Source organism: uncultured Lactobacillus sp. (assembly GCF_945290125.1).
GTDB classification, from domain to species: Bacteria; Bacillota; Bacilli; order Lactobacillales; family Lactobacillaceae; genus Lactobacillus; species Lactobacillus rizhaonensis.
This window is the reverse complement of sequence record NZ_CALYQV010000032.1, coordinates 1-22,155: the sequence shown is the minus strand read 5'-3', so window position 1 is coordinate 22,155 and position 22,155 is coordinate 1. Positions and strand designations below refer to the sequence as shown.

Genomic DNA, 22,155 nt, shown 5'->3' with positions numbered 1-22,155 from the left:
TTGCTTAATAATAAAATGTCTAACTTTTTAGTTGCACTTCAAAGTCTATGACAAATTTGGGGGTGTTTTTGTGATTAAAAATCATGGAGCTTAAAACAATTTCTTTGATGATGAGCTAACAGAAGGTACTTTAGTATATCTTAAAAAATGTTTTAGAGTTTTAAAAATTCTATAAATTTAATTAGGTACTACCTTTAATACTATAATCAGAAATAGATATGATCAAGGCGAATTAACTTTAAATCAGGTTTAAATTTTAGTAATATACAAATAAAAAGCACAAGTTTTAAAATCTAAATCTTGTGCTTTTATTAATTATATAAATTGTTTGCTAATGTACTTACATTAACCAAGGAATATTACGATCCTCTAAAATAAATAATTAAAAATGTTGTAATGCCTGTTGACAAAAAGCCATTATTTTCTAGTTAATTATTTAAAATCATATCATCTCAATAACTATTTTGAATCAATTTACTGATTGCTGTTTTAACATCGTTAGGAGTAGAACTTTTATCAATAATTTCTCTAAATGTAGAATTAGTCTGTAAATCGACAATAAAATCAAATAATTTTTGAATACTTAAATAGTCCTGTCGAGCAATTGCTAATAAAAAAACGTATTTTACTTCATTTTTTTCATCCCACATAATCGGCTGTGAAAGACGTGCAAAACAAACCTTGGATTTATTGGTAGCATAGCCTAAAGAGTGCGGTATTGCAATTTTACCACCAACTGCTGTTGAGTACATTTTTTCTCTTTCATATACTTTTTCTTTGAAGTCTTTATTGACGATCTTTTTTTGCTCTAATTTTTTAATTAACATATTTAAGAGTTCATTTTTAGACAATTTCTCTTTTAATAGATAAATATTATCTTCATCAAACAACTTATCAATTGTCCGATATGGATTATTGAGAGATTTCAAATAATCTGATAATTGTAAAATATCATTGTGAAAATTTGCTAAATCTATTTGTATTACTGGAACGGCAGCATTGTTAATAGGTACCATTGAAATCAAAACATCGTTATTATTTGATTTGCCTTCTAAGTATTCATCATAAGTATAAGTACCGGTAATGTTCAAAAACGAGGCAAACTGTGTTTCCAATTTTGCCCTTACCAAAACTGCAGTTGATACTCCAGAACCACAGATCAATGCAGCATTCTTTTTTGAAGAACGACTACCTTGTCTTTCAATTGAAGCACCAATATGAAGAGTTATAAAAGACAGCTCATCGTCATCTAATTTAAGATCTAGCATGTGTTCCAAAATAGGAGCAGAATAGGCAGTTATTTCATAAGCATACGGAAAGGTCGACAAGATCACATTTAATAATGGGTTTTTACGCTTACCATTTACTTTTTTAATCTTAACTAAATTCGTCAAATGCTGAATTAAATTCACCCGCAATTCTTGATCGTTTAATAGGTTGATAGCAAATTCACTCTTAATATTTTGCAGGAAAAAGGTGACCGCTTTTGCAATACTTTCATTAGAATTAGACTTATTGGTATAAATAACACATTCAGGAAAGTTTAATGCAAAATGATATATCAAATCATCTTTTTCTTTTTGATTTAGTTTGATTCCAAATTCTATTTCAATTTTTAAAAATAATTCTTTTAAATTTTTCAGTACATCCTTTTTGATATTTGCATGTGTACTTGCTTCCAAGTGAAAGTTTAATTTGATTCGTGAAATAGTTAGTGCGAAATGTAAAATAATATTTTTAGTGTTAATGTCAGAAATATGATAACTATAATGTCTTAAAAATGCATGGATAAGTTTTTTTAACTTATCTAGATCGACATTAGCTAAAATAGTTCTTTCTTTTTCCGTGAAATCAATAATATAATTATCTGATTTTTTATTAATTAACTTTGCAATAATAAAGTTTCGTTTATCTGCTTCAGAACCTTTTACTCTATAATAATCATTTGATTTATTAACCTTAAGATTAAATTTGCTAAATTCTTTTTTGATAGTTACAAGGTATGAAAAAAAGGTATTATCACTAATGAAAAACTTTTCCACTATATCTGATAGTTTTACTCTATCATTTACCAGCAAATATTGCTCAACTGCAGCGATACGCTCCTCAGATCTAGTAACTGGCAAGTCACTTTTAGCAGCTTTGAGTAACTTAGCTCTAGTTGCTGTATCCATATTTGTTAAATAAAAACCAGCACCTCGTTTATTTTTGATAGTCACCTTAAAAATAGTTAATTCTTTATTTAAAGCTTGAATATCGGATCTTATAGTTCTAGTGCTTACATGACACTTTTGTGCTAAAAAGGAGGTTGAAACGTAGCGATTGGCAGAATCATTCAACAAAAGTTCAAGAATTTGTCCTAATCGTTTATAAGATAGTTTCAAATTATCACCTCATTTTCATTTGCACATCTTTCAGTAAATACTTGCGCTTAACCTAAATCTTTTTTACTAAAGTAATCATGTCATAAGGCGCAATTTTAAAACTTTGTGCAATAATTTTTTCTAAGCCATCAACTTCAATAAAATTTTTATCTTTAAGATATGAAACATCTTTTTCTGTGTTAGTCATATTAGACAGACGCAGTACCAAATGTTTCTTTATTGTATAAGACAAATAAAGTGCAGAAACTTCAATGTCACTATTAATATTCAGCCAATTTTCGGTTTTCTTAAGTTGAGGCAAATTTTGTACAAATTCCACATCCCACAATTTGTTATCTAGCCTATTTACGAACAGATTATGTTTCTGCATTTGGTAGCTGACTGAAGGAGAATACCATTTAGAAATAACTTGAGACAGTTTTTCTTCTTTTAATTGACTTCCACTTGGAACATATAAGCCAAAATTAAACTCATTAACACCTAATTCTTGTGCCATTGGAGTAGGCATCATCACATGACCAACGGAAGTAGTGTCACCTGAAGCTCTGCCTGGTCGCCATAATAAGTTTGGTTTTCCCAACTGACCAGTTGTAGCCATTAATGTAATAAAAAGTGAATCATCCTTTTTTTCATATTCTTTTTGTCCTTTTCCTAAAAAGTACAATCCTACCTTTGAATTATTCATACCGACACAACGATCAAAAATATAAATATTCACCGGTTTTTCAACAAATTCATCGTTCCAGTTATCAGCAATTTTTTCATTAGTTGTTTTTCTGAATCCACCCTGGATTTGTGCATGAACATTTTCTGTTTCAAGACCAGTTTTCAATCTAAGTCTTAAGCGGTGAGAAAGAGCCTGATTATCAACTATCAACTTAGCTGATATCACTGGAGAATTAGCAAAAATAGTCAAAGTTAGCTGGAAATTTACCGCTACTTTTTTCGCATTTTGACTGTTAGTTCTGTCTTCTAAATCGTATGGTACTGACCAGGAACCACTTAATTGCAGTGTCTCGATATCTTTTGCCTTAGCAACCTGAATCTTTCCCTGCCACGGAAGGCGCATTTCGTGATCATTTTTCAGTGGCGAAAAGTCATATGTGTCACCATCATTTGCTTGATCATAAACACTGATGAAATCCGTAAAAGTTTTATTTTTAGTAACTAAATTAAATTTGCCATCCAGATAATTAACTGTGGCTTCCTTATTTGCGATTGAACTGCCCTTTTGTAGCCTAAGCCTAAGCTTAGGCACTACGCTTTCACTATTCTCAAAATGAATAACCTGATATCCTAATCCCTTCATTTCGATATATAAACTAACTTTTAATTTGAAATAGCCAGATTCATCTTTAAATTCATAACCATTAGGAGTTAACTGCATAATATGAGGTCTAGATTTGACTTCTTTACAGTCCACAATGACTGCTTTATTTTGAGTTGGAAACTTAACATTAGACGAACTGGAAATAATTTCTACGACTTTCCGTCCCTTAAAACTATAAGGATCAGTATTAAAAACCAAAACGTCATGATCTGATAATGAAAGCCGTTGAGCCAACCTTTTCTTAATGTAATTTTCTAAACCATTTGCTATTTCAAAAGCCTGTTTGTAGCGCTCATTGATGTCTAGCGCCACGTTATCAGTAACACTGCCACCCATCGTATCGTGTGGTTGCGCTTTGAACAACAATTTCCATAACTTAACAACTATGCCATTTGAAATTGGAATACCTGCATATTGGGCAATTACCATTAAAGGTTCCAAACGCCGAGTTATAACTTGTTCAAGTTTAAAGTTTTTACGTTTATTTCTAGATCTGACAGAGCAAATAGTTCTATGAACTCTGGAATAAGTTGGATATCTCAGTTCTCCTTGAAATTCAGGTAATGTTCTCTGCCGTAGTTTTTGCATAAATTCTGGATATGAACTAATTAAAACATCATGTTTAGAATACTTGTTTACTTTAGTTATTGTTTTAGAAATATCATGAATAATATTCATCTGATCTATGCCAGAGGGTACAAGAACATCAGAATTGTTGCCGTGTAATGCTTCAAAATCTATTCCTTTATCCAGCCGGTTTTTAACAAAATCCTTTAAATTGCGTTTTGATTCCAGATCAATTTGACCAGTAAAATAACCGAGAGGAAAATTGGCAGCAAATACTGCTTTTCCACCTAACGCTTTCCATTTAAAATAGACGGATTCAGTTTGTCTTTTAAAATTCGTACCGCGCCATGATAGAAAGTCATGAATTCCCACTTGATTTAAAATCATCGGTAAATTAGCGTTGAAGCCAAAGGTATCTGGTAAATAACCTAATAGCATCGGTTCACCGTAATTTTGTCTGGCATCCAAAATTCCGATAATCAGATTTCTTAATAGAGATTCAGCGTTAGGGACAAGAGCGTCTGTTTGAGTATACCAAGGCCCAATGAAGAGTTGTCCACGATTAACTAATTTATGAATTCTACTTTTGGCTTCAAGATGAATCTCAACATATTCATCTACAATAGACATCTGACCATCAAGAGTAAAATTAGCCTCCGGATGTTTTTCAAGTTCGTTCAATACTTCTGTAAATAATTGATCGCTCAATACCTGTGCATCTTGCGTAGTAAAGTACCATTCACGATCCCAATGAGTGTGATTAACAAAATATGCTTTAACCATAATATCTCCTAAAATTCAAAATAAATTGTGATAAACTTAGCGTGTCCAATTTTTGGTATGATTACTTGCTTATTCTTAATTTTTAAATCTTGTAAAATATGCTCCCTTAAATCAACTAGTTGAACTATCTTAGGCTGTTTGACAAAAGTGATTTGTTCACTCACTTGGTGAAATTTGGGGTTATAAAGTCGTAAACAATATCCCAGACCAGACCTTGATCTTTCAATTGTACTTATTGTCAACTTATTTTCAGTTTTAAATAAACTAAAATCATGTTTTAAAAACTGCCTACTGGGATTAAGCGGGAAAGTTAGCCTACCATTTAAAAATTCTGCATATTCATAGACTTGCAAAGGAGATTCGTAGTCTTTAACTTCATTAGCTAAATTTGACTGATCATAACTGGATTGTCCTGTAGTCAGTGCAAATTTAAATTCCGGTTTATGATTTTATTGCGCGTTAGGCGTCGGGACTGTTTCATCCCCAGAGGCGCGACCAGGACGATATAATAAATCACTTTTGCCTAGCATGCCAAAAGTGCGGAAAAGAGTTAGCCTTATAACAGAATCTTTTTTACTAGTACACTCATATTCTCTGACCGTTTGAGGAATAATAGCTATATTTCTTTTAGCATTTGAAAGACACACAAAACTTTGCATTGTATTGATAGAAATTGGTTTTTCTTGCCATTTTTCTTGATTTTGCTCCCAATCTGCTAAGTCTTCCTCTTTTGCAAGAGGACGTTTGATTGTGCCAAATTGAATATCCGCAATACTAAAATTAGTATCAAGTTGACTAGCAAAATCAACGCAGAGTCTGTGACTCAACGGCTTAGTATTATCAACTTGAACTTTAAACTTAATCATTTTATCGGACTTGGTTAATTTAACAACCATTTTTACAGGCATTTCAGTGTCGGTTATTCCCTGACTTCTCATTTCCAAATTTTTAGGAACCATGTAATTAAACAAGATAATTAATTTATCTTGCAATTTGCCATGCGATACCTGCACCTGATGTTTTTGACTAGTCGAATAGATTATTAAATCTTTTTTTGCAGGTGAATAATTATATGAATCTCCCCCGTCACCGTTTTCTTCTAGAATTGCTTGATTTGAATAAAGTTTTTTATTCAGTTTATCTAAAATATTCAAACTGCCATCTGTGTTAACAGAAATTTGATAATACTCATTTTCAATTTTCGTATCAGCAATTGCTAATTCGTTTAACTCTATTTCCTTGTCCACAAGTGGTATTAGGTAAAATTGCTTATAACCATAAGGCGGAATTTCACCAAAATCAATATTCAAGTTGATACGGTAAACTTTTTTCGGAATATAAATATTTTCTCCTGGATTTAGTTGGATAGTGGCGCTCTTTATCAAATTAGTGTTATCTTTGATTGAATTAATTTCGTATGCTATCTCATTGTTTTCATAATCGACAATCTTAAAATTGCGACTTGGAATATACAGAATCTTATTAATTACCTCATCTCTTACAAAGGGCAATGTATTAAATACTGTCAAAGTAATCGGATGCTTTTCACTTTTAATATGTGTAGAAATGAAGCGTAAAGTAGAATCAACTAGGCTTTTAGCAGTATCTTTCACTTCCAGATACCGCATTTTTATCGCATTGTTAACCCTATCAGATACACAATTACCCATTGAATCGTGTGCCGCATTTCTACCCATTTTTTGCCACAAGCTTTTTATTGCTGCAAAAGGATAATCTAGACCAAAATAACTGCCCATAGACAAAACAGGCTGCACAACGTTAGTGAGATAATTTTGTAATTCCGTATTTAATTTTTTGATATCTGCTCGAGAAGAATAGATCGACTTGTGAACACGCATATCTTTGCCACAATCCTGCTCACCTTTAACAAGTGCCATGTCAGGCTTATCTTTTTTCACTGCGTCAATATATTCTGGCAACGATGCTACCTTAAATTGGTATTCTTTCTCATTAGCATCATTTAACTTAGTAATTAAATCTGGCAAGTCATCTCTTAATGGAGCCATATCTGAACCATTCGGAAACAAAATGTTATTTGTTGTTGCTTGTTGGACTACAGTTTTGAAGGGTTCAGTTTTCATTAATGCTGACAACTTATTTTCATCAATCACGCCTCCGATAAAATAACCACAAGCCATGCGAAACACATTGATTCGGGAACCATCTTCACCCTGCCAAATAAATTCAGAGTTTTTGGTGTCTGCGATTGAAAAGCCACGATATAAAACTACATCTTTGATGCCAAAACTAGAGTATATTTGCGGCAAACTTGACTCTTGACCAAACGAGTCTGGTACATAAGCTACATTCATGTATCTGCCTAAATCAGATGCCGAACTTATCCCGATTCTGAGGTTATTAATGATACTTTCACTAGATACCATGAATTGATCAGTTTGGGTATACCATGGTCCTAGAAAAAGCTTTTTTTCTTTAACTAATTTTTTTACACGATCAATATCTTGCGGACGCCAAGACAAATAATCTTCAATTAAAGAAGTTTGACCATCTAATAAAAAACTACCGTACTTTTCGTTTTTTTCTAAATGATCAATTACGTCTTTTATATCTTTAATTAAATATGCTTTAGCACGATCTGAGGTGAAAAACCATTCTCTATCCCAGTGAGTATGCGGAATTACAAAAACTTTTTTTATCATTCTATCTCCTAAATAAAAAACTATAGCTTAAAAGCAATATTTTCTTAAACCATAGTTTTTATTTTCTACTGAATATTTAACTCGATGTCGTCGTCACTCACTGATTCTTCGCCTGATGAATCTTTATCTGTGAAGTCGGCAATTAATGGTGCAACTATAGCTATAAATAAAGCACAAACAAAGATACCAGCAAGATAAGCAAAAATATTATCTGCAGTCAAAATCCCAGGTAACCCGCCTAAAGGAGGAATATGGGATTTCACTCCCAAAAATGCACCTGTAGCCGAGCCTAGAGCTCCACCAAGTACATTAACAATTATCAGTTGTGGGGCCTTCATCATGAATGGGATCGCACCTTCAGTAATACCAAAAGTTCCCATAATTAAGTTATTGTGTCCCATTTCCAATAATTCTGGAGAAAACCGTTTTTTAGGCCAAATGAAACTCATAAGTGCATATCCCATCGGAATAGCACAAATAGCAATGTTGGTATACAAACATGGCTGATAAATGCCTTCTATAAAGAAGAAGTTTCCTACTCCCCAGGCAGCTTTATTAACAGGTCCACCCAGGTCAACACCGATCATGCCGCCCATAATTGCAGCTAATAAAACAGCATTAGTCTTTTGTTCGACCATGTACTTAACCCAGGATGTTAAGCCATTATTAATCCAGGCTAGAGGTGGCGTTAAAACGACACCTACAAAGAGTGCCACTGAACCAACAGTTAAAAGCGGCATAACGATAAGTTCAATTGCTGAATTCCACTTATCCGGAACTTTAATCTTGCGGCACCAGCGTGCTACATAGCCGGCAATGAGTCCAGCCGCTATTGCTCCAATAAAGCCAAGCTGATTATTAGTAGCTAACTGTCCACCGATAAAGCCAGCACCTAACGCCGGTTTGTCACCGAGAGCGTAAGCAATATAGCCACCAATTACCAAATTAACTAAGCCAATGCCAATCCAACCTACCGAGTTTATTTGATAAAGAATATGGAAAAAGCCGCCGGTTTTAGCAAACTTAGATAAATTACCATAGCCAAAACACATACCAATCAATTGCGGTACACCAACAACAAGTGCACCACCGATAACGGTTGGGATCATGTATGAGATCCCACTCATGATTGCTCCTTCCCACTCTTTCAAAATTCTTTTCATACTAATTCTCCTTCTTAATTGCAGCAGCACATTTCTTCAAAACAGCTTTAGGTGCCTTAATGCAAGTGTTAATATCTACTCGAATAACTGGCTTGCCCTTAAATCTGTCCATACTAGTAATTTTTTGATCAGAAGCAATTAATACAAAATCAGCTGCATCTGCTTCTTTCTGAGAAATAGCGTTAACTGGTCCCATCATTCCTTGTTGCTCAATTTTGACATTCCAATTTAATTCCTTACCAGCTTTTTCTAAAGCCTTAGCTGCCATTGGTGTATGGGCCAAGCCTGCTGGACAAGCAGAAACTCCTACTACATTCATTTTTTATTCTCCAATCTTTTCATTAATAAATTGTGCAATCATTTCTTTAGAAGAAAGGCTGCGTAATTTTTCTTTAAAATCTTTTTCCAACAGTGCAGTTGATAAATTCGCCAGCATCTGTAAATGCTTGTCACCCGCATTTTCGGGTGGGACCATCAATGCGAAAACATCAGTGACTGGCTTTTTATCATATGTCTTCCAGTTTAAAGGCTTACTTAATCTAAAATAAAGAAAACCCGGTTTTTTGACCGCTGTTGTTTTAGCATGCGGAATTGCAAAGCCATCTTCAAGTCCTGTTGAAAATTCTTGCTCTCTTGCCAAAAAACTCTGATCTAATTTTTCTATGTCATTGGTATAGCCTGCATCATATGCCGCTTTTGCAGCATACTTTAAAAAGGAATTTACACTAGTCTGGTTGACGTCTAAAAAAACATCCTTGTTAGAAAATTTCATTTATGTCTTCACTTCTTTTCTTGTTTGAAAACCTTTTCAATAAATATATTATCTTTTAATAATTAATTTGTAAGTACCAGTATTTTCCATTTAAATTGGAAAAATCGTATTTAATGTAGTCATAATCCTGTTTAACTAGGTTTGTTTAATACAAGCTGTTTTATAATCTAAGTTTTTTCTAAAAGTTTAACTAAAAAAATAGCCCTGAAAGTTATTTGACTTTCAGGACTTAGTTTGATGATAAAAGAGCCTGCTATAATTTTTATTTAATAGTAATAGTTCCTTCTGTTGAATCAACCAAAAGAAAATTTTTCTTGGAGTTCTTTTTGATGAAGTTTTCATAGGGCTTTGAACCCTTATACCTAATTGCTTTGCCATCTGCTGTCAACTGGTAACTTAGGTTAGGCGTATTTTTAATTACTAAATTGCTAAGTTGTAAAGTAAAAGAATTTCTATTGCTAAGTTGTGAATTGTTAATTGTAATATTAGCGTTAGAAGCATCCAGAGTCATTGTTGAACGACAATTTAAAAGTCTGCACCAACCTCCATCTATTTTAACTTCTGAATTACCCAGATCAGAGTTATTGAGTGTTAATCTATGGTTGCCACCAGTTATTAAACTTGTATTTTTCGTGTCAATATTATCAATATCCAAATAACCATCCATACAACTCACAAAATTTGCATTAGCTTTCAGGTCTTTTAATCTGATGTTTCCGTGATCACTGTCGCTATTAAATTCAGTATAGTGAACATTTTGAGGAACAGTTACGTCAATTCTAGAACCAATTTTACGCCAATTGATTGCAATAGGTCTGGGCTCATAAATATCCAAACGGTTATTTGCTAATTTTACTTGTACTGCATCTGGATTAACTCCAGTAACATTAACTTGGTATTTTTTGCCCGAATGAAGAAAAACATCAGAGGAATCAGTTTGAATAAAAACTTTATTAAATTTGTGGTTTGAAGTATATGTACGTGTGAGCTTAGAATCATCAATAGCGGTCAAAGTAAAGTGGTTATGATTAGCAATTATTGGTCTTACACCGTTATTAGACCAGCCAACGAGCATCATAACAAGACCAACAATTATGGCCAATCCACATATACGATAAAACTTTCTCATAATTAATCCAATCCTCCTCACTCATCTAAACATTGGTTTTATAGTAACGCTGCTTGAAAATTTTCCGGCCAATGTGTTGAAAAAAAGCAGCACATTCTGCAGTTAGGAAGCGAATAAACTTCATAATTACTGGGAATAGCATTAAGCTGATACATATTAAAACTAAACCTCCTCCAACATAGAAAAAGCCTGAAGCCCAGTAGCCACCAAAAAGCAGTCCAAACGATCTAATCAATATAAAAACACCAGCGATGAATAAAGAGGTAATAATGATAGCTAAAGCAATAAAGATTGCGGCCAATGCAATCAATACTGCTACCATAACTATTACTGCTGCTAATGCTAATGGTATGCCGATGGGTGCAGCCAGAACTCCCAATAAAATAACCCAAATGGTTTTTAAGTTAGACTTGGAGCTGGTTTTGTGTGCCTCTTCTCTTTCAGGTATTGAAACTGAATAGTCCGCCATAATTTTGCGTGCTAATTGCTTGGGAGTCCCTAACTCAGCAATTATCTCTGATTCATTATGGTAATTGCCGTCCAGTAAAAACTCCTGATAAAATTCCACAACATCTTGCATATCAGAATTAGGCAAATTAACAAGATTTTGCTTTAACTGCAAAATATAATTATCAATAACTTTATTCATTTTCTTCTCCCATAATTTGATTTATCTTAGTGCTAAAACTATACCACTCTTTTTTAATTGTTTTTAATTCTGCTTTACCTGAAGCAGTAATTTGATAGTAATTCCTGCTTCTTCCCTGAAAAAGCCTGGTACCAACTAATAAGAATTTGTTTTCCCTTAATCTTTTCAAGACAGGATAGATGGCAGACTCAGAAATACCAAAAGTTGCTTTAGCACAGTTTGTTATTCCACGACTATAACCACTGTTTTCTTTAATAAAAGCTAAGACAACTCCATCCAGAAGACGATTTTGAATCACTATCGTCATAATTATTTCCTCCATTATTATATTATATATAATATTGTAGAGCTTAATCAAAATGCTTTCAAGCAATTAATGGAACTTTCACTGAATTATTTTTGCATTCTCAAATTTTGCGAACCTTTATCCCTTTGCTTGTTTCTTAAATTTACACATTCACTAAGGTTTTCTAGGCTAAGTTTTTATAGTAAGATTAAAAACTAATAACTATTTTTAATAGTGGAGGTTCAATCTATGTTAATGAAACCACAACATTTACAGGTTGGAGATAAGATAGCAATAGTCAGTTTATCAGCTGGTACTCTGGGAGAGATTTTGCTTCTCATGAACTTAAACAAGGAATTAAGCACATGAAGCAACTTGGTTTACAGCCTGTTTTTATGCCCCATGCTCTCAGCGGTATTAAATACATCAAAAGTCATCCTGCTAAACGCGCTGCCGATTTAAAAGCAGCATTTTTAAAACCAGACATCAAAGGAATCATTGCCGCAATTGGTGGGGATGATACCTACAAGACACTGCCTTATTTAATGGCAGATCAGGAATTTAAAACTGCTGTTTTTGAGTATCCCAAGTTGTTTAGTGGTTTTTCTGATACCACGAATAACCATTTAATGTTTTATAGGTTAGGAATGCAAACTTTTTATGGTCCAAGCTTTTTAACTGATTTTGCAGAGCTAGAAAACGAACTTTTACCTTACACCAAAAAAACTTTAAATCATTATTTTGAGAATTCGCCTGCAACCATCATTCCTGCTAGTGAAACCTGGTATGAAGAAAGAACTGATTATTCAATCAGCCAAGTTGTCAAAAAAAGGATAAACCACCAAGATACTGGTTATGAGGTGCTACGCGGTCACGGAAAAATTCTGGGAAGACTATGGGGTGGTTGTATTGATAGTCTTTACGATAACTTAGTCCCTAATCGTTATGAAGACGAACCGCCTATCGACAGTCAATATCATCTCATGCTTACAGAGGAAGAAGCTCAAGATAAAATATTATTTATAGAAACATGCGAAGAAAAACCAGCTCCTGAATTTTATCGTAAAGAAGTAGCTAAACTGGCTGAAGTGGGTATTTTAGGCAATGTGCGGGCTATTTTAGTTGGTAAACCGCAGAATAAAAAATTTTTTTCTGACTATAAAAAAGTCTTACTGGAAGAGACTGCTACCTTTAATACACCAATTATATATAATGTAAATATTGGACATGCTTATCCCCGTGCTGCTCTGCCCTACGGCGCGCTAACACAAATTGATTTTGAAAAAACAGAGATAAAAGTTATGGAATCCTGGTTTGCCTAATCTGAAATTATTTTAAAAAAATATTTGCCTTTTTTTAGTCATGGTATATTATATATATATTACAGTGATACAAAGAAAGAAGGAAAATCTATGAGTTTACTTGAAACTCGTGGTGTAACTCGCACCTATGGCAAAGGTACAACTAAGTTTGATGCCTTACGTGGAATAAATTTACAGATTAACAAAGGTGATTCGGTGGCTATCATTGGCAAAAGTGGTTCGGGTAAGTCTACCTTGATGCACATCCTGGCACTTCTTGACCACCCCACTACTGGCAGCGTCTTTTTAAATAATGAACCCACAAGTAAAATTAAGAATAAAGCATTAAATAAGCTGCGCAATCAAACATTTGGTTTTGTTTTTCAACAGTTTTTCTTAAACGCTCAAGACAGCGTATTGGAAAATGTCATGCTCCCTCTAAAAATAGCTGGAGTCACAGGCAGAGAGCGCCGTACAAAAGCTCTGGCAGCAATCAAGGCAGTTGGATTAGAAAGCAAAGTCAAAAATAAAGCCAGTGCTTTATCAGGGGGACAAAAGCAACGGGTCTGTATTGCACGTGCTTTAGTCAATGATCCCCAAATTATTTTTGCTGATGAACCAACAGGAAATTTGGATTCAGCTACCAGCGAGAATATTGAAAATATTTTATTTAAATTACATCAAGAAAAAAATATCACTTTAATAATTGTTACCCACGATCCGGATTTAGCCAAAAAGTGTGAACGTCAGATTCAGATTAAAGATGGTCAAGTGGTAGGAGGAACACAGCAATGAGATTCCATGATATTCTTAACTCGGCAGCTACAAACTTATGGCACAATAAAGGAAGAACATTCCTAACCATTATTGCTGTTTTCATTGGTTCCCTAACTATTGCCATTACTATGGGTATTAATAATGGTGTTAATGATTATTTGAAAAAGCAAGTCGGCAATGTTGGTAAAACTGAGCAAATGTCTATTTTGCCTGGGAGTTCCAGTCAAGATACGAATGAACCTCAAAAATATAATACTAAGAAGAGCAGTCAAAACGCTGATGGTATGATGGACAAAAACGACGTTAAAAAAATCAAATCAGTTAAAGGCTTAAAAGATTTTAAAGCGTTAAAGGACTGTGATGTTGACTATGTCCAAGGCCCTAATAAAACTAAATATATTATAATAGCGCAAATAACGGAAGGAATCAATTACGACCTGAAAGTTGGTCACCAAGTTGCAACTAGCGGAAAAAAGGCCCAGATTTTAATCACTAAACCAATGGTTAAATCTTATGGTTTCAAAAATGCTCAAGATGCACTCGGTAAAAAAGTTACTTTAGTGACAAAATCACCCGTTACCAAGAAAAAAGCAAAAATATCTGCTACGGTTGTTGGAGTCAGAAACGATAGTATAGTATCAAAAGGTTTTGCCATTTACAGTAATGGCTTAGGGGAAAAAATAATTGCCGCCAACCAAAAAGGTCTTCCGCATGCATTAAAAGATAAGTATGTTAGTGTCATTGCTACTCCTGTTAACAAGAGTGCCAGCAGCATTAAGAAAGTTGAGGATAATTTAACTAAAAAAGGATATTCTGGTATGACTCTTAAGGAAGCAGTCAATGAACTTTTCCTAACATTCAACGCAGTCACTGGGGTTTTAATTGTTTTTGGAGCTATCGCATTAGTAGCTGCCTGCTTTGGAGTAATTAATACCCTGTACATGTCAGTGAGAGACCGTACAAAAGAAATTGGTCTTATGAAGGCATTAGGGCTTAGCAAAGGTAAAGTATTTTCCATCTTCAGCTGCGAAGCGATCTTAATTGGTTTGTTTGGCTCTTCATTGGGATTATTACTGGCAATGGGCTTAGGTAGTGCCATAAACAATTTTGCTGCTAAGTCATTCTTAAAAGGGCTGGATGGTTTTACCTTAATTCAGTTCAACTGGTCTAGCAGCTTACTAATTATTGGCATCATCTGTCTAATTACCTTTTTAGCAGGAACACTGCCTGCCAAACGAGCAGCAAAACTAGATCCCATCACTGCTTTAAGATATGAATAAATAATTGCAACATTAAAAACGCCAGATAATATCTGACGTTTTTTGGTTTTCTTTTATTCAAATAACTACACCTTATTAGATTTTTTATTTAATCAGCATCTATAATACATTTGATTTTAGGTGCTACTAGTTTTTTCATCACTTTCATATCCACCGGCCTATATGCAGTATCTATACACTCGTCCCAATATTCTAAGTGTTTTTGATCAATATAACTATCCGAATCTTCGACTGCATTTCCTCCTTCTCCTTGCATAGAATACCAATAAAAGTATGTGTAACCATCCGCACACTCCTCTTTAAATACAGTCTCAATATACATTCTTTCTCCCGCCATTGTTGCTACAGTATCTTGATGATGTTCATTTAAAAAGTCCATCCATTCCTGTGCCTTCGCTTCTTTCCCTTTTTTAATGCGAAAACGGGTTAATTCAGTTTTTGTCATAATTCTACTTTAATCCTATCTAATCTAAACAAAAGGTACCGAACTTATGTTGATGCCTTAAATCTTTATAATAAATGGTGTAATTCGGTAAAAATAAATAATTAGCGCTTACTAAATTATGAATCCTTACGCGCTTTCTTAAGACTTAGTTTGAATAACATTTATTTGACTAAATTTCAAGAAGCCTTTAATATCAGATATTCCCACACTTTTCTGAAAACACTGTTTCAATAAATTTCAACTAACTTCATCTGAATGGTTTGAATTTACTTCCAAAATATATGAATTGAGCTTATAAATATTAGCAACTCAAACCACTCAATAACTTACTTTGGTTACAATTTTGTAGAGCACTCCCAGTTAACTATTTTACTTTCTTTACCTTCCGTTCCATTAAATCTGCAATTACGGCTGGAATAATTGCGATAAAAGCAGTCCCTCTTTCTCCCCAGATCAGTATCCCGACTGCAAGTACAATTGAAACTATTGCTAAAGCAACAGCTATTTGATGATATATTTTTTTACTCATAATAGTTCAAGCTCCTAACTACTTAAATGTGTTGGAATATACTTTTGTTGAAATTATCATTGAAACGATTGATATTACTGCAATTAAGATACAGCTTGCGATTACTAGCAAGAAAGAATTAGTATTACTAATCCAAGTGATGAACAATAGACCCCAAGTCGTTTTCTGCAAAATATAAATCACTCCCATGATAAGGACTAAGACCAGTACATTTACGATTCTGCTGCCAAACGTACCGAAAGCATAAACTGCTGGAAGTAAGAGAACTACATACATGATACCAATCAATAAGCCAACTATCGCTATCAATACATGGATTTGCAGACTAAATTGTTGGAAAATTAAAGCAGTGCCGATACTTAAAATTAAAGTTATAAAGCTAATAAATAGAATTAATGAAATACAAAAAATGTATCTAGCAAAAACTATGTTTTTTTAGGAATAGGGAAAACACCGACAAGTCTGTTCCATCCATTTTCTTGGTCAGCAACTAATAGACTAGTTGGTATTGATGCTAAACCAATCGGTCCAATGATTGAAAGAAAAATCGTTCCAGACTCTCTACAAAAAATTGTCACCAAAAGTAGTACTAAAATAATTAGCAATCTACCTATTAAACTTACCTTATTTAAAATAAGTTGCAAATCCTTATAGAGAAGTCCCTTCATCCATCCTCACTCCTTTTACTAAAAATAAAATAGTCAGCAACTTGTTCTAAATCGCTTAAGATATGTGAAGACAATAATACCGTCATTTGATTATCGCTTACATATTCTTTTAACAAAGACAAGATTTCTTTCCTTATAATTGGATCAAGCCCACTGGTTGCTTCATCAGCAATTAAGAGTCTAGGACGATGAGAAAGGGTGGCAGCAAAATTTAATTTAACAAGCATTCCTTTTGAAAAATTACTAATAGGCTTATTGGTAGGCAAATCAAAATCATCAATTAAATTGTGATAGAGTTTTTTATCCCAACATGGATAAACCTTTTCTAGCATTTTCTCAATTTGTTGAACAGAAAATGAGTTTGGAAAATAATTTTGCTCCAAAATTACACCTAAGTTAAGTTTTATCTGGTATTCATCTTTAACATAATCTAAACCAAAAATTTTTACATTGCCTATTTCACTTTTTATTTGATTTAATAGTAAATTCAAAAAAGTTGACTTACCTGACCCATTTTCACCAATTAAACCAACAATACTTCCTTCATTTATTTTTAAATTGTTAATTTGTAGTTAAAAATCTGCGTACCGCTTACTTAAATTTAGCACATCTATTACTAGTTTGGAACCCATTTTATACCTCACTAAGATTGCAACATCATATATATAACCATTAAACTACTTCAAATTAGGATTATCAAAGTCAAACAGTATATTGCTTTTTTAAAGTATTGATGTGAAAGTGTGTGAATTTAGCTAAAAAGTACCAAAAAACACTCCATGGTGTGAACCAAGAAGTGTTTTGAAACCTTGATATAATCGTGTTGATTAACGTTTACTAAATTGTGAAGCCTTACGAGCCTTCTTAAGACCTGGTTTCTTACGTTCAACCATTCTTGGATCACGAGTTAAGAAACCTGCCTTCTTCAGTGGACCACGAAAATCAGGATCTACTTCAAGAAGAGCACGAGCAATTCCTAAACGAATAGCTCCAGCTTGACCTGAGAAACCTCCGCCATTGACATTAACCTTAACATCATATTGATTTTCAGTTTCAGTTAGGGTCAATGGTTGTTTCAAATCCTTAACTAAATTAGGAAAAGGAATGTATTGATCAATATCTTTACTATTAGCGGTAATCTTGCCGCTACCTGGTACTAAACGAACACGTGCAACAGAATTCTTGCGTCGACCGGTACCTGCATATGCAACTTGTTGTGCCATTATTTAACCTCCTAGATTAATTTGTTAATGTCTAATTCTTCAGGCTTTTGTGCTTCGTGCTTGTGATCAGCACCAGCATAAACATGCATCTTCATAAATTCTTGGTGACCAAGAGTATTTTTAGGAAGCATACCCTTAACTGACAATTCAACTAATCTAACTGGATTATTAGCCAGCAAGTCTCCAGCTGGAGTGGCCTTTATGCCACCACGGTAATCAGAGTGATGGTAGTAAATCTTGTCAGTAGCTTTCTTACCTGTTAACTTTAGTTTAGCGGCATTAATTATAATGACGTTATCACCAGTGTCAACATTTGGTGTATATTGAGGCTTATTCTTACCTCTTAAAATAGTTGCTACTGCAGTTGACAGACGACCTAAAGATACATCTGTTGCGTCAATAACATACCACTTATGTTCAATTTCATTAGGTTTCGCTAATTGTGTAGTACGCAATTTAATTTCCTCCGTTTATACGTTGTTTGAATACAATAAGATTCCGGGGCCTATCGTGGACAAACATACTTTAATATAATAATTCTTTTCAACTAAAAAGTCAATATTATTCCCTGTCGAGCCTATATTTTTTAGGTATATCATCATAAAAAACATGATATAAGAATAACCCACTTGCCTGAGCAGTTTCTCTTACCTGCTCACGATCCTTTGCCATTATTACCCGGGGAATATCATTAACAGGACGTTTACCCCTACCAATTTCTAATAACATTGCTACTAAAATACGGACCATATTGTAAAGAAAACCAGAGCAGATAAAATCAAAGACAATTTCATTATTCTGCTTATCTTTTTGGATATTTACATAAAACATGGTACGAACCTTGTTCTTAATTTGGCCACCACTAGCTGCAAAGCTGGTAAAATCATGTGTTCCCAGTAAATCAAGAGATGCCTTTTTCATTTTTTCCACATCAACTGGATAAGGATAATGTCCCGTATAGAGACGCTTAAAGGGGTCGACAAATCTGTCTAAACTAACGCGATAGCGATACCACTTACCTTTAGCGCTATATCGCACATGAAAATTTTCATCTACGATGTCACATTTTTTAAAAACAATGTCGAGCGGCATGAGCGAATTTAACGCACAAATCATTCTTTCTGGTGGAATTTGTTTATCAGGATAGTTAAAATGAATTACCTGCCCCAATGCATGAACTCCTGCATCAGTACGACCTGAACCCTCAACAACCACATTCTTGCCCTTAGTCATTTTAGATAAGGCAGTTTCAATCGTTCCTTGCACAGTTCTTTGATGAGGTTGATACTGGAAGCCATGGAAAAGGTGTCCGTCATAAGCAACCGTCATTTTATATCTTGTTGTCATTAATGTGTCCTAAATATTAATAAAAGCCCTAATAGTAAAATGAAATAGCACAAGTTAATAAGATCAACATTGGACCATTTTAAGATTCTGAATTTTGTCCTACCTTGATCTCCACGATAACCACGTGATTCCATCGCAGTTGATAAATCGATCGCTGTTTCTAACGAATTAATAAATAGCGGAACCAGAAGAGGGGTAATTGCCTTTGCCCTGGTAACTAACCCGCCATTATTAAAATCTGCGCCTCGTGAACGTTGGGCATTCATAATTTTTAAAGTTTCATCAAATAAAGTTGGTACAAATCGTAAAGCTATTGACATTATTAGAGCGATTTTATCGACTGGAACATGAATTATTTTTAGCGGTTTTAATAGCCATTCAATAGCATCAGCAATTTCAAGTGGTTTAGTAGTAACAGTCATTACTGTAGAAATTAAGATGATCACTGTAAAGCGGATAAAAATATAAATAGCATTGGTTATACCATAACTAGACAATGCAAAAATTGTCCACTGCCAGTAGACAGTTCCACCAACTGAGAAAAACAACTGCAAAAAGGAAGTGAACAAAATTAACCAAATTAGGGGTTTAACTCCATCCCAAAAGACTTTTGGTTTTAGTTTAGTGGCAGCTACAGCAGCTATACTAAAAATGGTTACAATTAGATAAGAAACTGGATTATTGGCTAAAAATACGAATAAAATAAAAATGATAGTTGCCAGTAATTTTCCTCTGGGATCCATACGATAAATTATCGAGTCACCAGCTACATAACGGCCAATTAAGATTTTACTCACATTCTCACCCCTTTAAATTGGTTTCTATATCTTTTACTAAGTCAGCTATAGTTAATGGTAATTTTGCAAAATGATAGTTTTGCAATTTAGTGGCAAACAAGGAAGGCTTAGGCTCTTCTAAATGATGCTCTTGTAACCAATTGCGATCTTTAAAAATTTCTCTTGGTGTAGCTTGTTTAATCATTTTACCGTGTTCCATGACTAAAACATTTTCAGCATAATTGGCCACATCATCCATATTATGAGTAACTAAGATTACAGTATGCCCTTCTTTTTGATATTCAGAAAAAAGTGCCATCATTTGTTCACGTGCTTCAGGATCAAGTCCAGCAGCTGGTTCATCTAAGCAGAGAATTTCTGGTTCATAAGCCATGACACCAGCTATCGCTACCCTTCTCATTTGTCCGCCAGATAACTCAAAAGGTGATCGCTTGCCAATTTCTTCAGGTAAACCAACTTTTTTTAGCCAAAACCTGGCACTTGCAAAGGCTTTTTCATTATCATAACCAAAGTTTTTAGGTCCAAAAGCAATATCATCTATTACCGTATTTTCAAATAGCTGTGCTTCTGGAAATTGAAAAACCAGACTAACATGTCTTCTCAATTCTTTTAAATTTTTATTAGTGGTTTCCGGTGTGATAGTTGTGCCAGCTATTTCTATTTTCCCGGATGTAGGTCTAATTAGAGCATTAAAATGTTGCATAAGAGTCGATTTTCCGCTACCAGTATGTCCAATTATTGCATTAAAAGAACCTTCTTGCAGCTCAAAAGAAACATTATCTAAACCTTTTTTTTCAAGTGGTGTGTCGGGAGAATAAATGTAGCTTACATCTTCGAATTTAATTGACATAAATAATTGATCAACTCTTTTTCTGAATCTACACTAGCTGGGATTGCAACAGAGTCAGCCAGTAACTTTGCTTTGACTTGCTCATAAAATGTTACATCTAAACCCAAATTTTTTAACAGATCAACTTGACTAAAGACATCTTTAGTACTGCCCTCAGTAATTAATTTACCATCATTCATTACTAAGACTTGGTCAGCCATATTAGCTTCATCAATATCATGCGTAATTGAAATTACTGTCAAGTCATATTTACTCTTCATTGCTTGTACTATTGATAATATTTGGTCTCTACCTTCAGGATCAAGCATTGACGTAGCTTCATCAAGTACAATAATTTTAGGTTTAATAGCCAGTATTCCGGCAATTGCTACTCTTTGTTTTTGTCCTCCTGAAAGATTTGCTGGTTCAGCATTGGTGTATTCGCTCATCCCCACTGCCTTAATTGCTTCAGGAACAATCTTTACCATTTCTGAGTGCGAAACACCGCGATTCTCTAATCCAAATGCAACATCATCAGCTACTGTTGCTCCCACAAACTGATTGTCAGGATTTTGAAAGACAATTCCAACTTTGTTTCGAACTTCCCAAACCGTATCATCATTTAGTTTTAAGCCATCCACTTCAATTTCCGGTTTTCCTTTTTCATCAGGTACCAGTAAGCCATTAATCAGCCGGATAATTGTCGACTTGCCACTGCCATTATGGCCAATAATTGATGTCCATGATCCCCGTTTGATATTAAGACTAATGTTGTCTATAGCAGGAGTTGCTGACTCTGGATACGTAAAGCTTACATTTTTTATTTTGATAATACTGTCAGTTGTCATACTCTCACCATCCTAAAAAGTCTGATTCAATTGTACCAAAAATATTATGATTTCTGAACAAAGATTGCAATCTTTCCATTTTTATCATTACTATCTGGATGTTTTTTTAATAAATTTTAGCAATATTAAGAGGAGTAGTTTAAAATAAGTGATTTTTACTTTGTTTGCAGCAGTGTAATTCATTTTGCCTCACTAAATTAAAGCATTAAATCTGAATATGAAGTAAAAGTCAATTAAGTTTTATTTGCAAACTGTCAATCAACTAAAATTTAAAGCAAAAAAAATCACCCATGAGGAGGGATAAATTACTTCATCTAAGCTAGACTAAACTTTCGTCATCATCTTAACGCTTATTCTCACTCTCACG

General features: G+C 34.0%; 20 protein-coding genes and 2 pseudogenes. 3 read left to right on the top strand and 19 right to left on the bottom strand.

The genetic code is table 11. The features are described 5' to 3' along the window. Nucleotides 1-452: 452 nt before the first annotated feature. The 9 genes from Q0K80_RS06695 to Q0K80_RS06655 form a co-directional block, all read right to left on the bottom strand. Nucleotides 453-2,384 (bottom strand): PTS sugar transporter subunit IIA, encoded by a 1,932-nt coding sequence (locus Q0K80_RS06695; RefSeq protein WP_294604571.1) that lies wholly within the window; start codon nucleotides 2,382-2,384, stop codon nucleotides 453-455. A 52-nt stretch (nucleotides 2,385-2,436) separates the two neighbouring features. Further along, entirely contained in the window at nucleotides 2,437-5,064 is a 2,628-nt protein-coding gene (locus Q0K80_RS06690; RefSeq protein ID WP_294604569.1) for a glycoside hydrolase family 38 C-terminal domain-containing protein, read from the bottom strand. Nucleotides 5,065-5,513: 449 nt separating this feature from the next. Next, a complete protein-coding gene (locus Q0K80_RS06685; RefSeq protein WP_294604567.1) occupies nucleotides 5,514-7,745 on the bottom strand; it encodes a glycoside hydrolase family 38 C-terminal domain-containing protein in 2,232 nt (743 codons plus the stop codon). A 65-nt stretch (nucleotides 7,746-7,810) separates the two neighbouring features. Beyond that, nucleotides 7,811-8,908, bottom strand: a complete 1,098-nt coding sequence (locus Q0K80_RS06680; RefSeq protein ID WP_294604566.1) for a PTS fructose transporter subunit IIC — start codon at nucleotides 8,906-8,908, stop codon at nucleotides 7,811-7,813. A 1-nt stretch (nucleotide 8,909) separates the two neighbouring features. Further along, on the bottom strand, nucleotides 8,910-9,227 hold the full coding sequence (locus Q0K80_RS06675; RefSeq protein ID WP_046325322.1) for a PTS fructose transporter subunit IIB: 318 nt from the start codon (nucleotides 9,225-9,227) through the stop codon (nucleotides 8,910-8,912). Between the two features lie 3 nt (nucleotides 9,228-9,230). Then, nucleotides 9,231-9,680: a fructose PTS transporter subunit IIA gene (locus tag Q0K80_RS06670; protein WP_294604562.1), complete on the bottom strand. Its 450-nt coding sequence runs from the start codon at nucleotides 9,678-9,680 to the stop codon at nucleotides 9,231-9,233. 262 nt (nucleotides 9,681-9,942) lie between these two features. Then, the gene (locus Q0K80_RS06665; RefSeq protein ID WP_294604560.1) at nucleotides 9,943-10,809 is read right to left on the bottom strand and encodes a DUF4097 family beta strand repeat-containing protein; all 867 of its coding nucleotides are present in this window, start codon (nucleotides 10,807-10,809) and stop codon (nucleotides 9,943-9,945) included. A 25-nt stretch (nucleotides 10,810-10,834) separates the two neighbouring features. Further along, nucleotides 10,835-11,458: a DUF1700 domain-containing protein gene (locus Q0K80_RS06660; protein ID WP_294604559.1), complete on the bottom strand. Its 624-nt coding sequence runs from the start codon at nucleotides 11,456-11,458 to the stop codon at nucleotides 10,835-10,837. Then, nucleotides 11,451-11,765, bottom strand: a complete 315-nt coding sequence (locus tag Q0K80_RS06655) for a PadR family transcriptional regulator (RefSeq protein WP_294604557.1) — start codon at nucleotides 11,763-11,765, stop codon at nucleotides 11,451-11,453. Before Q0K80_RS06655 ends, Q0K80_RS06660 begins: the two co-directional genes overlap by 8 nt. A 228-nt stretch (nucleotides 11,766-11,993) precedes the next feature. Here Q0K80_RS06655 and Q0K80_RS06650 point away from each other — a divergent pair. From Q0K80_RS06650 to Q0K80_RS06640, 3 genes and pseudogenes are all read left to right on the top strand, one after another. Continuing rightward, nucleotides 11,994-13,066: pseudogene (locus tag Q0K80_RS06650) on the top strand (S66 peptidase family protein). Nucleotides 13,067-13,156: 90 nt separating this feature from the next. Continuing rightward, entirely contained in the window at nucleotides 13,157-13,840 is a 684-nt protein-coding gene (locus Q0K80_RS06645) for an ABC transporter ATP-binding protein (protein WP_294604555.1), read from the top strand. Continuing rightward, nucleotides 13,837-15,102, top strand: coding sequence for an FtsX-like permease family protein (locus Q0K80_RS06640; RefSeq protein WP_294604554.1), 1,266 nt, complete (start codon nucleotides 13,837-13,839; stop codon nucleotides 15,100-15,102). Before Q0K80_RS06645 ends, Q0K80_RS06640 begins: the two co-directional genes overlap by 4 nt. 88 nt (nucleotides 15,103-15,190) lie before the next feature. Here the strand turns inward: Q0K80_RS06640 and Q0K80_RS06635 are convergent, their stop codons facing one another. From Q0K80_RS06635 to Q0K80_RS06590, 10 genes and pseudogenes are all read right to left on the bottom strand, one after another. After that, entirely contained in the window at nucleotides 15,191-15,547 is a 357-nt protein-coding gene (locus tag Q0K80_RS06635; RefSeq protein ID WP_294604552.1) for a DUF6176 family protein, read from the bottom strand. A 364-nt stretch (nucleotides 15,548-15,911) separates the two neighbouring features. Beyond that, nucleotides 15,912-16,076 carry a hypothetical protein gene (locus tag Q0K80_RS06630; protein WP_158593820.1) on the bottom strand — a complete coding sequence of 55 codons (165 nt, stop codon included), beginning with the start codon at nucleotides 16,074-16,076 and terminating at the stop codon, nucleotides 15,912-15,914. An 18-nt stretch (nucleotides 16,077-16,094) separates the two neighbouring features. Then, nucleotides 16,095-16,744: pseudogene (locus tag Q0K80_RS06625) on the bottom strand (ABC-2 transporter permease). Then, nucleotides 16,741-17,310 (bottom strand): ABC transporter ATP-binding protein, encoded by a 570-nt coding sequence (locus Q0K80_RS06620; RefSeq protein ID WP_365935329.1) that lies wholly within the window; start codon nucleotides 17,308-17,310, stop codon nucleotides 16,741-16,743. The pseudogene Q0K80_RS06625 and the gene Q0K80_RS06620 overlap by 4 nt, the downstream one beginning before the upstream one ends. A 261-nt stretch (nucleotides 17,311-17,571) precedes the next feature. After that, a complete protein-coding gene (rpsI, locus tag Q0K80_RS06615) occupies nucleotides 17,572-17,967 on the bottom strand; it encodes a 30S ribosomal protein S9 (protein ID WP_294604549.1) in 396 nt (131 codons plus the stop codon). Nucleotides 17,968-17,978: 11 nt separating this feature from the next. Continuing rightward, complete coding sequence (gene rplM, locus Q0K80_RS06610; RefSeq protein ID WP_294604548.1) at nucleotides 17,979-18,422, bottom strand: 50S ribosomal protein L13; 444 nt, start codon at nucleotides 18,420-18,422, stop codon at nucleotides 17,979-17,981. A 106-nt stretch (nucleotides 18,423-18,528) separates the two neighbouring features. After that, nucleotides 18,529-19,314, bottom strand: coding sequence for a tRNA pseudouridine(38-40) synthase TruA (truA, locus tag Q0K80_RS06605; protein ID WP_294604547.1), 786 nt, complete (start codon nucleotides 19,312-19,314; stop codon nucleotides 18,529-18,531). After that, nucleotides 19,314-20,111 (bottom strand): energy-coupling factor transporter transmembrane protein EcfT, encoded by a 798-nt coding sequence (locus Q0K80_RS06600; RefSeq protein WP_122026345.1) that lies wholly within the window; start codon nucleotides 20,109-20,111, stop codon nucleotides 19,314-19,316. Before Q0K80_RS06600 ends, truA begins: the two co-directional genes overlap by 1 nt. Before the next feature lie 4 nt (nucleotides 20,112-20,115). Further along, a complete protein-coding gene (locus tag Q0K80_RS06595; RefSeq protein ID WP_294604544.1) occupies nucleotides 20,116-20,961 on the bottom strand; it encodes an energy-coupling factor transporter ATPase in 846 nt (281 codons plus the stop codon). Beyond that, nucleotides 20,937-21,788 carry an energy-coupling factor transporter ATPase gene (locus Q0K80_RS06590; RefSeq protein ID WP_294604542.1) on the bottom strand — a complete coding sequence of 284 codons (852 nt, stop codon included), beginning with the start codon at nucleotides 21,786-21,788 and terminating at the stop codon, nucleotides 20,937-20,939. Before Q0K80_RS06590 ends, Q0K80_RS06595 begins: the two co-directional genes overlap by 25 nt. Nucleotides 21,789-22,155: the final 367 nt, after the last annotated feature.

Bases quoted from the DNA above. Each gene is read 5' to 3' on its own strand.
- Q0K80_RS06690 (WP_294604569.1), bottom strand. From the start codon at position 5,064: ATGGTTAAAGCATATTTTGTTAATCACACTCATTGGGATCGTGAATGG.
- Q0K80_RS06685 (WP_294604567.1), bottom strand. From the start codon at position 7,745: ATGATAAAAAAAGTTTTTGTAATTCCGCATACTCACTGGGATAGAGAA.
- Q0K80_RS06680 (WP_294604566.1), bottom strand. From the start codon at position 8,908: ATGAAAAGAATTTTGAAAGAGTGGGAAGGAGCAATCATGAGTGGGATC.
- Q0K80_RS06675 (WP_046325322.1), bottom strand. From the start codon at position 9,227: ATGAATGTAGTAGGAGTTTCTGCTTGTCCAGCAGGCTTGGCCCATACA.
- Q0K80_RS06670 (WP_294604562.1), bottom strand. From the start codon at position 9,680: ATGAAATTTTCTAACAAGGATGTTTTTTTAGACGTCAACCAGACTAGT.
- Q0K80_RS06665 (WP_294604560.1), bottom strand. From the start codon at position 10,809: ATGAGAAAGTTTTATCGTATATGTGGATTGGCCATAATTGTTGGTCTT.
- Q0K80_RS06660 (WP_294604559.1), bottom strand. From the start codon at position 11,458: ATGAATAAAGTTATTGATAATTATATTTTGCAGTTAAAGCAAAATCTT.
- Q0K80_RS06655 (WP_294604557.1), bottom strand. From the start codon at position 11,765: ATGACGATAGTGATTCAAAATCGTCTTCTGGATGGAGTTGTCTTAGCT.
- Q0K80_RS06645 (WP_294604555.1), top strand. From the start codon at position 13,157: ATGAGTTTACTTGAAACTCGTGGTGTAACTCGCACCTATGGCAAAGGT.
- Q0K80_RS06640 (WP_294604554.1), top strand. From the start codon at position 13,837: ATGAGATTCCATGATATTCTTAACTCGGCAGCTACAAACTTATGGCAC.
- Q0K80_RS06635 (WP_294604552.1), bottom strand. From the start codon at position 15,547: ATGACAAAAACTGAATTAACCCGTTTTCGCATTAAAAAAGGGAAAGAA.
- Q0K80_RS06630 (WP_158593820.1), bottom strand. From the start codon at position 16,076: ATGAGTAAAAAAATATATCATCAAATAGCTGTTGCTTTAGCAATAGTT.
- rpsI (WP_294604549.1), bottom strand. From the start codon at position 17,967: ATGGCACAACAAGTTGCATATGCAGGTACCGGTCGACGCAAGAATTCT.
- truA (WP_294604547.1), bottom strand. From the start codon at position 19,314: ATGACAACAAGATATAAAATGACGGTTGCTTATGACGGACACCTTTTC.
- Q0K80_RS06595 (WP_294604544.1), bottom strand. From the start codon at position 20,961: ATGTCAATTAAATTCGAAGATGTAAGCTACATTTATTCTCCCGACACA.
- Q0K80_RS06590 (WP_294604542.1), bottom strand. From the start codon at position 21,788: ATGACAACTGACAGTATTATCAAAATAAAAAATGTAAGCTTTACGTAT.